Source organism: Legionella quinlivanii, assembly GCF_003265995.1.
Classification (GTDB): domain Bacteria; phylum Pseudomonadota; class Gammaproteobacteria; order Legionellales; family Legionellaceae; genus Legionella_C; species Legionella_C quinlivanii_A.
Window position 1 is genome coordinate 1 of record NZ_MVJN01000016.1, and the last position, 14,016, is coordinate 14,016.

Here is a 14,016-nt window from a genome sequence, read left to right on the forward strand (position 1 = left end):
AACCTCCAAACCTTCCTGCAGACGGAATCCTGTCGTCTTTGCGTCGCTAACGCTCGCAATGACGGTTCTTTTTGTACCGGTGTATATCCAGTTGAGCCTGGCTTGATGGCAGTACCTATGTACTTCGACTACCCCCTCTCCCTCTGGGAGAGGGTTGGGGAGAGGGCAAATCAGTCTCTCAGATACATATCTTTTAATCTGACATAATGTTTCGCTGAGTATTCGAGTTGTTCCAACTCCTGCCCGGTGAGCGGCCGAACTTGCCGCGCAGGATTACCAAGATATAAGTAGCCGGATAAAAGGCGCTTCCCGGGTGACACTACACTGCCTGCAGCAATCATAACATGATGCTCCACATGAACAGCGTCCAGTATTAATGCTCCCATGCCGATCAGACAGTAATCTTCTATATGACAGGCATGCAGAACGGCTTGATGGCCTACTGTAATCCCATTTCCCAGAATCAACTTCCTGCCACTGGCAGTAAATGGACCATCATATGTTACATGTAAAACAGCATCATCCTGATTTGTTTAATCGACTATTGGATAGATTCAGACGTAATCTAATCGTCTTATCTTTGTTTCAAGTATTTCTCCCTCCGGATCCTGGTTTTCACCTGGGATTATAAACATCCCAGAGGAGTCATGTAACTGATCTGCTGAACGTTTCCTTTGACTTTTTCCAGTCTGTTGAATCTGTTTAAATAGGGACGTATGCTCTGATTTATTCATAGGCTTAAGCGTGTCTGCAAGCTTTTTGCTCGTAAAGAATGCAATTTGATATTTCGATTGTATTCGGCTTATAGTTTCCTCGTCAGCGACAGGCGCGATACACAGGATATTCCCATTGTCAAACTCAACTGTTGCAGGTTTGGCGGGATCACTTTGTAAAGCGAGCACTAAATCAGCTAGAAAACGAATGGGCTGACCATTCACTCGCACAATGCGATGACTTATACAACTTGCACCGCTGCTTAAGGCAAAACCATCATAGCCATCGGTTTCTTCCGAGGTTAGTATGGAATGTAATACAACTATCTCGCCGAGATCTTTACTTCGGCTTAGAGCCTCAAAATCATCGAACATCCGGGGCCTTTTGGAGTTATCGCTAATCACCGTACCCCCAGCATTATAACGGGTTGTGAATCCTTCTATCATTGAAGCCGTACAGTGGCTAAAAACAAAGGCGCCATCTTTTCCAGAAGGCTGGATATGGTATTTAATAGGTTTGTCTTGTCTGAATCCCAGCAGTCTCTGGCGGCCTAATTGTCGGTTTAATACAACGGTGAGTGTTAATTCGCAAAGCCTCTCGTTCTTATCATTGGCAGATGCTTCAACATTTAAATCTTGCGCCGATGATGTACTCAACTCGTCTATTACCGCATCGTCAATTCCTTCAACGATTGATTCTTTTCTTAAGACAACCAGATCCAATTTACTGCCATATACTTTGCGCTGGATAAGATAACGAAAATCTATCGAATTTTCTAACTCCTCGACTTCAACATAGCCATCTGATTGAATTGAATGCCCGTCTATCTTTAAAATAATATCGCCAGGCTCTAATATACCATATGCGCAGGAGGTCTGAGGCACCCTATTAACATATATACCGGTTAAGTCCTTGCTGTTGGCATCGCTTAGCCCAAGTACTGCACGCAAAGCTGCATTTTTTAAAGTTTGCCAACTAAAAGACAGCGCTGGCACTGTGACATAATCAATAAACCCTGCCGATTTAAGTTTCCCGAATTTTCTATAGGCATTTATAGTATTCACCACAGTGATTGCCGGGATAAAATAAGCAACACTACTAAGTGAACTGTACCCCTGTGTGACTATTCCAATACATTTTTCTTGACCACTCTCTCTTTCTTGTATAGTAATTGGTCCTCCACTATTACCTGGATTAATTGGTGCGCTGGTTTGCACGGTTATACCTGGGAGACCAGAAAGTGCGATTGTAGATATCTGGGTTCTTGAGATATGTCCTTTTGTGAATGACAAGCTCGTTCCCCCCGCCGGATAACCATAGGCACTCACTTCTTTACCCTTAGTCTGAAATGTTGTTTCTATTGTTAACGCACTAATTTTACTTTCAAGAAAGGCTTTATCTTCTGTATTGGTTGTTTCAAGAATTGCCAGATCCATTACCGGATCAACCCAGCAGGCACGAACAGGCACTTGTGCTGAACCCTTGTCAAATTTAACCTTCAGATACGTGGCATTCACAACAGCATGGGCATTCGTTATGAGATAAATTGTATTCTTATATGAGATAACCGTTACAGTTGCACTCGACTGCGTTGTTTGTCCGGTAGACCACAATACGGCATGGTTGATAGTTTGCTTATTTGCTTCGAGTCTCAAGGTTGAATTTACTAACACAGGTAATCTCTCCAGTATTCTTAATACATCTTCTTTTTCTAATTGATTGTCAGCTGGTAAAAAATTAGATATAGGTTTTTCTTATTCTTCAATAAGTAATAAATTTGCACAGCGGATTATCCCACTTACTTTCCAGCGAGTCCAGCGTGTTTGGATGAAAATTGGTCATTTTGCAGTGTGGAGCCAGGGGCTTGCCGCTTCGTGTTTCCCATTGGATAAACTCTTCTAATGGAGTCTGTGGCTCAGCGCCTGCTGCTAGAGCACGAATGCGCTCATCCGTAATATTTTCGTCTTTTTTAGCCATAGAACATACAGTTTCCAATAGCTTTGAAGAGTTTACCTTGATTCCCGTTTCCTAAATGATTTGCTTGCAGTAAGATAATCTTAAAGCTTCGACTGACTCATGGAGAGAATATGGTCCTGTTAGGCACACCGCATACTGGTTCAGCGACTCGTTTAATGTTGCTGGGAGCCGGCGAGTTGGGCAAAGAGATTGCCATTGAAGCGCAGCGTCTAGGTATCGAAGTGATTGCAGTGGATCGCTACGCGCATGCACCGGCGATGCAGGTAGCGCATCGCTCGCACGTTGTGTCCATGCTCGATGGAGAAGCGCTGACCCGCCTGATTAAAGCAGAAAACCCACATTTCATTGTGCCCGAAATTGAGGCGATCGCCACCAGCGCCTTGCTTGAATTGGAAAATGAAGGCTATGTGGTTACGCCTACTGCGCAGGCGGTCCATTCCACAATGAATCGGGAAAGTATTCGCCGTCTTGCCGCGGAACAGTTAGGATTGCGAACCTCTCATTATTCCTTTGCCAATACTCAGGAAGAATATGAGGCGGCGATCCAAAAGATTGGATTGCCTTGCGTAGTGAAGCCCACCATGAGTTCTTCTGGTAAAGGGCAGAGCATCATTCGTTATCCGGAGGGGGTCGAGGCTGCCTGGGTGGATGCTCTTGCAGGGGCAAGGGGTATGAAAGGCAGCGTCATCGTAGAGGAGTTTCTTGATTTTGATTATGAAATCACCTTGCTCACCGTTCGTCATCGGCAAGGCACTTCATTTTGCCAACCCATCGGCCATTTGCAGATTCAGGGAGATTATCGGGAATCCTGGCAGCCGCATCCAATGCCTGCACAGGTTCTTGAACAAGCCCAGCAGCAGGCTAAAACGGTTACCGACGCCTTGGGCGGATTTGGTCTCTTTGGGGTTGAATTTTTTATTAAAGGAAATGAGGTGTATTTTAGTGAAATCTCTCCGCGGCCCCATGATACGGGACTGGTCACTTTAATTTCTCAGGACTTGTCGGAGTTTGCCTTACATCTTCGGGCTATTTTAGGTTTGCCAATTCCACATATCAGACAATATGGGCCGGCGGCTTCCGCTGCTCTGCTGGCTAATGGTGATAGTCAGAATATCGAATACGATCTTCAGTCAGCACTGGAACTCCCTGATACACAAATCAGACTTTTTGGTAAGCCTGAACTGCATGGAGAGCGGCGAATGGGCGTATGCCTGGCGCTTGGACATTCTATAGATGAAGCGCGCGCCAAAGCCCGGCAAACCTTGAGTCAGATACAGGTTAAAATGCTGCTTTAAAATTACTGAACGCTATCGGGGGTATTGCAAATGATAATGATTATCATTATCATTTGACTTGTAATCCACTTCAAAATAGTTAGATAGCTACTCGAATCTAAAAATTGAATGAAGTAGAATAGGTTATCATTACAAAGGGATGTGTTTTGTATGCTAGTAAGCCGTTTGCATCAATTCTTTGAAGATTTAAGATCTATCGCAGAGCCTTGCGATATAAAATTGCTTACCTCCATGCAAGAGGATTTCGCGATTCTGAATGCGTCCTCTGAAACTGAACAAATCAAGGACGCCCAGATCAACTGTTTGCTGGACTACTTCAATAAGCGCTGGCAGGAAGTCGTCGACAAGGATTTGAATTACACCTTCGATCCGAGAGGGGCCAATCTGCCTTGGGTGGAACTTGCCAGGGAATTAAGCACTGAGCTTAACATTCCTTATCTGAAAATATTAATTCCAGTTTTGATTGATCATGTTGAACCTGATCTGCTCACGCGTTTAAGTAATGAGCTTGATCCCCGTACTATTTTTATAGGTGATGACGATAAATCCTGGCATCGGGTATTGGGTTTATTCAACACAATACAAAAGGATGCTCATTCACTGTATAGCTATGATACCTACAATAAATTAAGACCTCGCCCTATGACATTGAAGGAGCTCTTAAGGCTGAGAAGCCGAAAAGGGGAACTGTCCTTTGATTGGAAAGATCAGATTTACCAGAGTTTCTGGGACTATCTGATAAGAGAAGCCGCACCAGAATGGAAAAAGAAAGGTAAAATTCTCCAGGCTCTCAAACCATTATTGCTCGCGGTTCTGGAAACTTATCTGTTGCTGGATGCAGAGCATGCGGAGACGACGCTGCGATTCAACGAGGCTTATGGCCAATTATCGCTTCAACTGAAATTAGCCAGTATTGAAGATGCGAATCATTTTTACGGCCTTAAATTTACCGCCGAAAATAAAGAAAAATATTTGCTGGATATTCTCCTTGACCTATCGGAAAAAAAACTCGATCTCTGCTGGATAATAGCCATGAGTCAATGGTTATGTGAGGATGGTTCGTTAATTGTCAAAAATATCGCTCTGGACTCAGTGTACAGGACGCGTAAATTAGGTCCCTATTTCGACAATGCCGCATTGCAAAAAATCTTGAATCAATTGCAAACCAGTTGTCCAGCGGAACTTTTACCAACGCTAAATCAATTAATATCGGAGACTAGCGAATCCTTGCCGGATGCTCGGCCCAGTGAGGAGCTAGTGCAAAAGCTAAGAGATTTATATGCTGAGCGCTTTAAAGCGGTAGTTGATAAGGAGCATGACTATTTAAGGCTGCAGAATGGAGTTAATCAGCCCTGGATTGCTCTGGCACAGAATCTGGCTGGTGCCGCTTTAATAGAATCCAATTATTATCGATTCTTAATTCCCAGTTTGGCTCCTGAAAATGATATTGAGCTAATCAGCGGTGATCCAGTAACCCATTATCCATTGTCTCATTATATTTTGTCTGAAAATGGCCGTTACCTGATTTATCTCAGTAATTGTGTCAACCAACACACTGCGCGGCGTACTTTTTTAAATTGCAGTATCGAGCCCCCGCTTCCATTAACTCCAAAAGAAACTCAACGCCTGAATTTTGCCGCCAGTGAGTATATGAATTATTTTAATAAAGAGGTAAGGAAGGATCCCAACCCTCCATTACTTAAATCCACTGTCGACGCCGTGAGGGAGCTTGTTAAAGGCAGTGTCTATAATAATGGGCTTTTGGCTAACACAGTAGATGATTATAGAACGCAGGGACAGAATGCTGCTAAGGCTTATGCAACTTTTCGTGAATTTTTTAAGCAATTGCCGAAAGATGAGCAACAAAATCTTAATTCACAGCGCATTACTTTGGAGCGTGATGAATTCACCTTCCAGGAAATTTTTGAGCAGATTTGGGGGCAGGACAATGGGGATTGGGAAAAACAAAACCTGTGTATGGCCACCGGTGGCCGATTTTTCGCAAAGCTGGTTAGTGACCATTCATTTAAGTATTTCAATGATGAGTTAGAACAGTCTGATAGCATGGATATGCTGTATCTTAGAAACAATTCCTGGAAACGCGCTTATAAAGACAGTTTACCGGAAGACGAATGCTTAAGAAGGATCCGAATCATTCTGGTCTCGTTAATGACTCATACTTTTCATAAATATGGTCCTGAAATCCGACTGGATCTCTGGGATTGCAAGAACAATGTTACCACCACCGGTGAAGAGATATTTGATAAATTAAAACATCTTATTAACTACGACGAACAGGAACACGTTCAATTCGATTATTACATGGTACTGGATATAGTTTCAGGCGCATTGACAAAAGCTGCCTGGTTGCGCTTTCCAGAGACTAAAGCCTGGCTTCAAAGTATACAAACGGGAAGGTTATTCAGTCCATCTACAGTCAGCTGTTTTGAGCCCGAATTATTGTTTAATATGTTGATGCCGCGTCTTCAAACCAAAGAGGCCGAGCCAGAATTATTATTGAATTTCCTGGATCAGATTTTAAAGACCATGCTGCAAAAGGAAAATGAAAATAAAATCTGGATTCGCATCAATATTAAATTTCAGAACTTCCTGCATCAATTAAAACCTGATGTGCAGAATGAAATTCTGCGACAGCTGCGAACCGCGAACAAACAACAGACTATAACTGAAGTGAAATCAACATTTAACATACTAAGCGGTCAGTTTCTTAAAATGAGAAGTGAAATTCAAGTAGTTAAAACGAGAGCCGCGAGCCCCCGATTTTTCTCTAATGCAGTGCAGGATAATACTGTAGTGAGTAACTGCGATGAACCGGTTAGCCCGGCTTCATTTAAAGATCAGGTCATGACCTTGGGTGAATCAAAGATGGAAGATAAAAAAACATTTAGCTTTCAGTATGCAGCCTTTCTTACCAAGCCCATTCCTGATCGAAGAAGTACTCTTGCTGTTAACCAAACGACTATGGTGTACAGCTAGTCTAAAGAACTTAAAGATCCACTGCATATTGCGTTAGTATTTTTAAAAAGCTGTCATAACGTTTAGCTGAGATGTTTCCATCGTAAACGGCTTGTGTTATTGCACAGCCGGGGCTTTGCTGATGATCGCAATTTCTGAATCTGCAACTGGATGTTAAATTGCGAATTTCTCGAAAACCATAAATAATATCCTGCCGCGGCATTTCCCAAAGACCAAATTCCCGTACTCCCGGAGAATCAATTAAAGCACCGCCTTTGGGCAGATGGTAAAATCGGGAATTTGTGGTGGTATGGCATCCTAATTCGGAGCTAAGCGAGATTTCGGCTGTTTGAATGCTTTCATGCGGTAAAATCTGTGCAATAATTGATGATTTACCAACCCCGGATTGTCCTACAAACACGCTGATCTGATTTATCAGATGTGTTTCCAGAGAAGAAAAACTGTCAGGCTCAGTATTGCTAAGAAAGAGAACTGGATAGCCTATGGATTTGTAATAAACGAAGGCTGCTTTAATGTCAGCGCATTCCAGATCAGTCTTGTTAAGCAAGAGGATGGGGTTCAAACCTAAATGTTCAGTAATAACAAGATAGCTGTCCAGCAGCGACCAGGTAATCGCTGGTTTGGGGGCGACCACGATAATTAGCTGGCTTATATTGGCCGCAATCGGCTTTGATCCTCGTTTGTCCTGTTTTTCTAAAACCACTTTTCTTGGAAACCGGCTGACAATAACGCCTTGCGTTTCTCCCTGTACTTGCCAGATAACCTGATCACCTGCAACCAGCGAGTCGATATTGGGCCGGATGAGGCAATGAATAATTTCGCCCTTTTCGGTTTCCACTTCGGCATGCTTTCCATAGCGCGTGACCACTAATCCCTGATGATTCAAGTCGTTCAGCGGATGTGTTTCTTCCAGGAAATCAGCCTGAATTTTCTGAATACGGGCTGCTTGCTGTTTATTTATTCGTCTTTTACTCATAAGGGAAAGCTGATGTATAATCCTGAACGGTTCGCTATCCTGAATAGCCACTCAATAATTGGATTATAATTATGAGAGGTACTACATGGTAGTTGTTCAATCTTACGCTGTTTATCATTTAGCTATTATACAACATCCAGGATGATTTTATTAATGAAAATCTATTTAGTAGGAGGCGCTGTCCGCGATCAGTTATTAAATTATCCTGTCGCTGAGAAAGATTGGGTAGTAGTTGGGGCAACCCCGGAAAATTTGTTAGCAAAAGGCTACAATCGAGTCGGGCGTGATTTTCCGGTGTTTTTACACCCCGAAACGCGCGAAGAATATGCACTGGCAAGAGCTGAACGTAAGTCAGGTCACGGCTATTATGGATTTGAGTGTGATTTTAGGCCAGAAGTCACCCTGGAAGAGGATTTGCAGCGCCGGGATCTAACAATCAACGCCATGGCGATGGATGAAGCTGGCAAGCTTATTGACCCCTATCAGGGTAAACGTGATCTTGAAGCAAAAATCCTGCGGCATGTGTCGCCAGCGTTTATTGAAGATCCCGTTCGAGTACTCAGAGTCGCACGTTTTGCGGCAAGATATCATCATCTGGGGTTTAAGCTGGCGGATGAAACGCGGTTGTTAATGTATAAAATGGCGAAAAATGGCGAGTTAAATCATTTGATTGCCGAAAGAGTCTGGCAGGAATGGCAACGCAGTCTGACGGAGAGAAATCCCGAGATCTTTATTTTAACATTGCGGACCTGTGGGGCATTGGAAATCGTGTTGCCCGAAATCAATCGCTTGTTTGGAGTGCCTAATCCGCCGCATCATCATCCCGAAATTGATAGCGGTGTGCACACCATGATGGTTCTGGCAAGGTCAACTGAATTAACAAGCGATCCGCTGGTTCGTTTCGCGGCTCTGGTTCATGATCTGGGAAAAACAGCGACGCCAATGGAAGAGTGGCCCAAACACCGTCAGCATGAGGAGCGGGGAGTTCCAATAATTGAACAATTATGTCAACGCCTGAGAATTCCGGCTGAGTATCGCAAATTAGCGGTTCAGGTATCTCGATTGCATTTATTGATCCATCGAATCAGAGAATTGAGGCCGGTCACTATTGTGAATGTAATGGAGCGGGCTGATGCCTTTCGACGACCACAACTATTTGAGCAGTTGCTATTGGCTTGTCAGGCTGATGCACAGGGCCGAGGCAAGAAAAGCGAATATAAACAAATTGAAAACTGGCGATATGCCTTGCAACAATGTGCTAAAATTTCCGCTCAGAAATTAATTGAGCAAGGCTACACAGGGGCAGACATTAAAACTGGATTGCATGCGCATCGAGTGGCTTGTGTCGACTTAATTGTAAAATTTTGGAAAAATAATGAGAAATAACAATAATCTGATTTGGATTGACCTGGAGATGACTGGCTTAAATCCAGAGGTTGATCGTATTATCGAAATCGCAACGGTTGTAACCGATTCAAGGCTTAACATTCTTGGAGAAGGACCGGTGTTTGCTGTTTCGCAAAGTGAAGAATTGCTTCTCGGAATGGACGAATGGAATACGAGGCAGCATAATCAGTCAGGCCTGGTACAGCGTGTACGAGAATCCAAAATCACCGAGGCGCAGGCTGAGCAGAAAACTATTGATTTTCTAAGCCAATATCTGGATCGCGGAAAATCGCCAATGTGTGGGAACAGCATTTGCCAGGACAGGCGTTTTCTCTATAAATATATGCCAAATCTGGCTGAGTTTTTTCATTATCGCAATCTGGACGTCAGTACTTTAAAAGAGTTAGTCAAGCGCTGGAATCCCCGGTTAATGGATGGCCTCATAAAAGAATCCAAGCACTTGGCGCTCGATGACATTAAAGATTCAATAGCCGAGCTGGCTTATTATCGGCAGCACTTTATTAATTTATCAGGTGACACGCATGTATAAACGTGAGCAGTTAACTCTTCCCAATGAGGCCGGCAAGCTATTGTTGCACTCATGTTGCGCTCCCTGTTCAGGGGAGGTGATGGAAGCGCTGGTTTTTTCAGAAATTGATTTTACTATTTTCTTTTATAATCCCAATATTCATCCTGTGCAGGAATATGAAATTCGCAAGCAGGAAAATAAAGCGTTCGCAGAAAAGCATAATATTCCATTCATCGATGCCGATTATGACAAGGATAACTGGTTTGAACGCGTTAAAGGCCTGGAGTGGGAGCCTGAGCGTGGTAAACGCTGCACTGCCTGTTTTGATATGCGCTTTGAGCGAACAGCGCTTTATGCTCATGAGCATGATTTTCCGGTGATCTGTAGCTCGCTGGGGATATCCCGCTGGAAAGATATGAATCAGATCAATGACTCAGGCACCCGGGCAGCCAGCCGCTATCCTGGAATTGTGTATTGGACCTATAACTGGCGCAAGGACGGCGGAGCCGCACGCATGTATGAAATTGCCAAGCGTGAAAATTTTTATAAACAGGAGTATTGCGGCTGCGTGTACTCTTTGCGAGATACTAATGCCTGGCGAAAGAAAAATGAGCGTGAGCGAATCAAAATCGGCATAAACTATTATGAAAATGAAAGTATCAATGCAAAACCACAGGATGAAAAATGACTACTCAGGACAAACACTCTCACCACGACCATGATCATTCCTCACATGGACACAGCCATCCTGCTCCCGCTTATAGCAGAGCCTTTTTAATTGCGATAGTTGCCAACGGCATTTTTGTGGTTTGTCAGATTATTTTTGCTATTATTGCTAATTCATCAAGCTTGCTGGCGGATGCTATCCATAATCTGGGTGACGTGCTTGGCCTGATATTGTCCTGGATAGCCAATAGTCTTTTGACACGAAGTCCGACCGATAAAACCACTTACGGTTTGAAAAAGACCTCTATTATCGCAGCCTTGACTAATGGGATTTTGCTGGTTTTCACCTGTGGAATTATTGCGACCGATGCGGTTTATAAGTTATTTTCAGAAACAGAAGTGCAGGCGGTTTCGGTCATGATTGTGGCCGCGATTGGAATTCTGGTCAATGGGGCAACTGCCGCCCTGTTTATGAAGGGAACCGACGATCTGAATATTAAATCCGCTTTCCTGCATCTTTTGTATGATGCCTTCATTTCAGTGGGTGTTGTCATTTCTGCGGCTATTCTCTACTGGACCGGCTGGCAATGGATTGACCCCGTGGTGGGTATTTTGATTGCAGTGATCATCATTAAAGGAACCTGGTCATTATTTAAAGACAGTTTCCGATTATTAATTGATGGTGTGCCCACTGGCATTTCCCTGATTGCTGTGCGGGATCAATTGGAGGCGATTCCCGGGGTAAAGCAGGTGCATGATTTACATATCTGGGCTTTGAGTACTCGTGAAAATGCGCTTTCGGTGCATTTGTGGATGCCTGAGCAAGTGTTGAGCGATGAAAGGCGTCGGGAAGTGGTTAGCATGCTGGAAAAAAGCCATAATATTACCCATGTCACCATACAGGTAGAAAGCAGCCTTGAGTATTGCGAGGATGCTTGCTCACCGAATGAGCGTTAATTCTCTACACGCAGACTGCTTTATGAATAAAGCAATCCAGATTTAACTCTGGATTGCTGTTCAGGCTTAAATAGCCTAACTCATTCGTTGAAATAACTTCCATCAATTAATTTCAATCCCTGCCTGAATGCCTGACAGGCCTCGTGCTGTTCGCCAAAGCGCTCATATAAGGCGCCTATTTCTGCGTAAGCTTCCGGACTTGGATGCAAAGCAATACTGTTCTCAAAATAACTGCGCGCTTTACCCCAAAGGTGTTGGGCAATACATAAGCGTCCCAGGGTCAACAATAGGACAGAGGAGTTCGGGTGCTTCTTGATAAAACTTTCAGCGAACGGTAGCTGCTGTTCATTCACATGGATCTGGCCATAAAGTTTAATGAGTTGCTCATTAAATTGCTTGCGTAAGCTGCGGCGCAAAATGGCTTCGGCCTGTGCCTGTTGATTGTCTTTAATCAGATAACTGCAGTATTGTGCCATCAAATCAGGAGAATCTTTAATAGCTTTCGGCAGGCTCTGTACCAATGCATCCAGTTCCTTTCGCTGGGAAAGACGGATGCAATCAGCCATCGCCTGTTTGTAGGCATGTAGCTGTAACTGCTCATATTCTGCGGCTGAGATAATATTATTTCGTTTAAGCTCTGGCAGCAGCGCTATTAGTTGTGGCCAATCACGAACTTCCTGGTAAAGGTGCATCAGTAGTTTCAATACATAGGGATGACGTGGTGCCAGGTCCTGCAGATGTCGCAGGGTGGCCAGGGCCTGTTCCCACTGCTGATTAGCCAGTTGTAACTGCGCCTGGGTCAGTTCCACGGCTATTCGTGCTTCAGGCATGGACTGCTGTGCTTCGCGAAGATAATCATCTCTTAACTGGCTATCTCCCATTTCCTGGGCAGCTCTGGCCGCGGTCAAATAATTTAGTAAGGGGGTATCGGTATCGGGAAGCGCTTTGATTAAATGGGTCTTCGCTGCATCCCAGTATCCTTCGCTAAACTCAATGAGCCCTTTTCTCGTTTTGGCCTGTGCAATCTGTGCGCGCCGGCGGGCACGCCAGGCACGATAGTTCGAGCGCGAATGACATAGTTTTTGTACAAAAAGAATCAGCCAGTGCAAAAGAAAGAAACAAAGAATGATTCCCAAAATAGCAAACCATAAGGTAGTTTCTATAGTCCAGTGATTCACAGCAATTAGCAGATAACCTGGATCATGATTCAACTGGATACCAAGAACTATTGCAAGCAGTAAAACGACCAGCCCAATAATTAGTCGTGTCATGGCTGTGCTCCATCCGGGGTCGATTGATTGACCGTAGAGTTTTTCTGGTTATCGATGAACTGGTTTAACAAATTAAGTGATCCATTCACCAGGGGGCGTTGATTTTCCAACGAAATTCCTCTTAACTTTTGCAAGTCACTCAGCAAGGCCTGCGTTGGACTTGCGGAAACATCGAAAATACGATTAATTTCCTCAATAGCTTGCTTGAGTGATTGGGTGTAGACGGCACTATTATGCTCCAGTAAAGCCCATTGGGCTTCCTGTAGATTCATGCGAATGCTTTCTCGCAACGCTTCCTGATGCAGCGGAGAAAGAATAGGCTCTACATCATCATCGTGTTTACGAACGACAATTAATTTTTCAAGCAATTTCATATTTTCACGTAATTTGGATTTCCAGGCACTGGATGAGTCTTCATCAGCAGGGGCCACGTTCTCCTCAGAAAGATTATTAATTCCCTGTTTAAGAGGAAGGGTGGAAACCATTTGCTGAGCTGCATCTAACTGACTCAGAAGTCCTGCCAAATCCAGTTTGGGTATCGCCTTGATTGCCGTAATCTCAGTGGCAATGGTTTGCCGGATTTTGAATAATTGCTGATCAGACACATCCTGCAAAACGGTATCCGCTGCTTGCAGAAGTGCGATTGTTGTTTCCTGGCTGTCACTCCAGTGGGCATTAATTTGAGCCAGTTCCAGATAATATTTCGCTTTTTGAAGCAGCCAGTCCTGCCGTTGGTAATGGCGTTGCCGCAAGGCCTTATGCAGGCTTTGATTTAAATCGCTTACCTGTTGCTGAATGCTTTCTTTTGAGAGCTGCAGGGTTTGGCCGAGATTTGCCAAATTGGCTGTCAGCTTTGTCTGCTCTTGTTCAAGGGCTGCAAATCTTGTCTGTAACTTCCCTTTCTGATCGCCTGCGGACTGTTGGAAGTGGTTCACCTTGAAAAAACTAATCAGCGATAAAATAAGGGCAATCGCTGCAGCCAGGCCAATAATCAGTGTTGCAAAATGTTGCTCGTAGACTGAAGTAGAGGCTGTTTTAGCCTTTTGCTGCGGGCTGGCTTCAAGGGGCTGGGATTGAGGAGATTCATTTTTTGTGGTCATTGGCGAATCCTTGTTTGAATTGATACAGACTATCCAGAATTTTATTATTGGGTGTGATTATTTCTCTGCGCTTAAAACTATTGTACATTCCCTGCTGACTAGTAAACAGTATAATATCGACTTCATTATTCTGCCATACCCGCAGCAA

Annotated in this window: 11 protein-coding genes and 1 pseudogene; 6 read left to right on the top strand and 6 right to left on the bottom strand. The window is 44.0% G+C overall.

Going from position 1 to position 14,016, the window contains the following annotated elements:
* Positions 1–170: 170 nt before the first annotated feature.
* From B1207_RS15380 to B1207_RS15390, 3 genes and pseudogenes are all read right to left on the bottom strand, one after another.
* Positions 171–527 (bottom strand): annotated as a pseudogene (locus B1207_RS15380) (gamma carbonic anhydrase family protein); the annotation flags it as partial.
* Positions 528–554: 27 nt separating this feature from the next.
* On the bottom strand, positions 555–2,387 hold the full coding sequence (locus B1207_RS15385; RefSeq protein ID WP_172458324.1) for a S1C family serine protease: 1,833 nt from the start codon (positions 2,385–2,387) through the stop codon (positions 555–557).
* An 88-nt stretch (positions 2,388–2,475) separates the two neighbouring features.
* Positions 2,476–2,691: a hypothetical protein gene (locus B1207_RS15390; RefSeq protein WP_112220770.1), complete on the bottom strand. Its 216-nt coding sequence runs from the start codon at positions 2,689–2,691 to the stop codon at positions 2,476–2,478.
* Positions 2,692–2,801: 110 nt separating this feature from the next.
* Between B1207_RS15390 and purT the strand changes: the two genes are divergently transcribed.
* Both purT and B1207_RS15400 read left to right on the top strand, forming a co-directional pair.
* A complete protein-coding gene (gene purT / locus B1207_RS15395; protein WP_112220771.1) occupies positions 2,802–3,986 on the top strand; it encodes a formate-dependent phosphoribosylglycinamide formyltransferase in 1,185 nt (394 codons plus the stop codon).
* A 150-nt stretch (positions 3,987–4,136) separates the two neighbouring features.
* Positions 4,137–6,983 carry a hypothetical protein gene (locus B1207_RS15400; RefSeq protein ID WP_112220772.1) on the top strand — a complete coding sequence of 949 codons (2,847 nt, stop codon included), beginning with the start codon at positions 4,137–4,139 and terminating at the stop codon, positions 6,981–6,983.
* Positions 6,984–6,993: 10 nt separating this feature from the next.
* Here the strand turns inward: B1207_RS15400 and rsgA are convergent, their stop codons facing one another.
* Complete coding sequence (rsgA, locus tag B1207_RS15405; protein WP_112220773.1) at positions 6,994–7,959, bottom strand: ribosome small subunit-dependent GTPase A; 966 nt, start codon at positions 7,957–7,959, stop codon at positions 6,994–6,996.
* A 153-nt stretch (positions 7,960–8,112) separates the two neighbouring features.
* Between rsgA and B1207_RS15410 the strand changes: the two genes are divergently transcribed.
* From B1207_RS15410 to B1207_RS15425, 4 genes are read left to right on the top strand one after another with little or no spacing between them, the layout of a single operon-like run.
* Positions 8,113–9,345 carry a multifunctional CCA addition/repair protein gene (locus B1207_RS15410; RefSeq protein WP_112220774.1) on the top strand — a complete coding sequence of 411 codons (1,233 nt, stop codon included), beginning with the start codon at positions 8,113–8,115 and terminating at the stop codon, positions 9,343–9,345.
* Positions 9,335–9,895 carry an oligoribonuclease gene (orn, locus tag B1207_RS15415; protein WP_112220775.1) on the top strand — a complete coding sequence of 187 codons (561 nt, stop codon included), beginning with the start codon at positions 9,335–9,337 and terminating at the stop codon, positions 9,893–9,895. Before B1207_RS15410 ends, orn begins: the two co-directional genes overlap by 11 nt.
* Positions 9,888–10,562, top strand: coding sequence for an epoxyqueuosine reductase QueH (locus B1207_RS15420; protein ID WP_112220776.1), 675 nt, complete (start codon positions 9,888–9,890; stop codon positions 10,560–10,562). Before orn ends, B1207_RS15420 begins: the two co-directional genes overlap by 8 nt.
* Positions 10,559–11,497, top strand: a complete 939-nt coding sequence (locus B1207_RS15425; protein WP_112220777.1) for a cation diffusion facilitator family transporter — start codon at positions 10,559–10,561, stop codon at positions 11,495–11,497. Before B1207_RS15420 ends, B1207_RS15425 begins: the two co-directional genes overlap by 4 nt.
* Positions 11,498–11,577: 80 nt before the next feature.
* On the opposite strand, the gene B1207_RS15430 is transcribed toward B1207_RS15425, so the two are convergent.
* Together B1207_RS15430 and B1207_RS15435 are read right to left on the bottom strand one after the other, a co-directional pair.
* Positions 11,578–12,768 carry a heme biosynthesis HemY N-terminal domain-containing protein gene (locus B1207_RS15430; protein WP_112220778.1) on the bottom strand — a complete coding sequence of 397 codons (1,191 nt, stop codon included), beginning with the start codon at positions 12,766–12,768 and terminating at the stop codon, positions 11,578–11,580.
* The gene (locus B1207_RS15435) at positions 12,765–13,868 is read right to left on the bottom strand and encodes a uroporphyrinogen-III C-methyltransferase (protein WP_112220779.1); all 1,104 of its coding nucleotides are present in this window, start codon (positions 13,866–13,868) and stop codon (positions 12,765–12,767) included. Before B1207_RS15435 ends, B1207_RS15430 begins: the two co-directional genes overlap by 4 nt.
* Between the last annotated feature and the right edge of the window lie 148 nt (positions 13,869–14,016).

Bases quoted from the DNA above. Each gene is read 5' to 3' on its own strand.
- B1207_RS15390 (WP_112220770.1), bottom strand. From the start codon at position 2,691: ATGGCTAAAAAAGACGAAAATATTACGGATGAGCGCATTCGTGCTCTA.
- purT (WP_112220771.1), top strand. From the start codon at position 2,802: ATGGTCCTGTTAGGCACACCGCATACTGGTTCAGCGACTCGTTTAATG.
- B1207_RS15400 (WP_112220772.1), top strand. From the start codon at position 4,137: ATGCTAGTAAGCCGTTTGCATCAATTCTTTGAAGATTTAAGATCTATC.
- rsgA (WP_112220773.1), bottom strand. From the start codon at position 7,959: ATGAGTAAAAGACGAATAAATAAACAGCAAGCAGCCCGTATTCAGAAA.
- B1207_RS15410 (WP_112220774.1), top strand. From the start codon at position 8,113: ATGAAAATCTATTTAGTAGGAGGCGCTGTCCGCGATCAGTTATTAAAT.
- orn (WP_112220775.1), top strand. From the start codon at position 9,335: ATGAGAAATAACAATAATCTGATTTGGATTGACCTGGAGATGACTGGC.
- B1207_RS15420 (WP_112220776.1), top strand. From the start codon at position 9,888: ATGTATAAACGTGAGCAGTTAACTCTTCCCAATGAGGCCGGCAAGCTA.
- B1207_RS15425 (WP_112220777.1), top strand. From the start codon at position 10,559: ATGACTACTCAGGACAAACACTCTCACCACGACCATGATCATTCCTCA.
- B1207_RS15430 (WP_112220778.1), bottom strand. From the start codon at position 12,768: ATGACACGACTAATTATTGGGCTGGTCGTTTTACTGCTTGCAATAGTT.
- B1207_RS15435 (WP_112220779.1), bottom strand. From the start codon at position 13,868: ATGACCACAAAAAATGAATCTCCTCAATCCCAGCCCCTTGAAGCCAGC.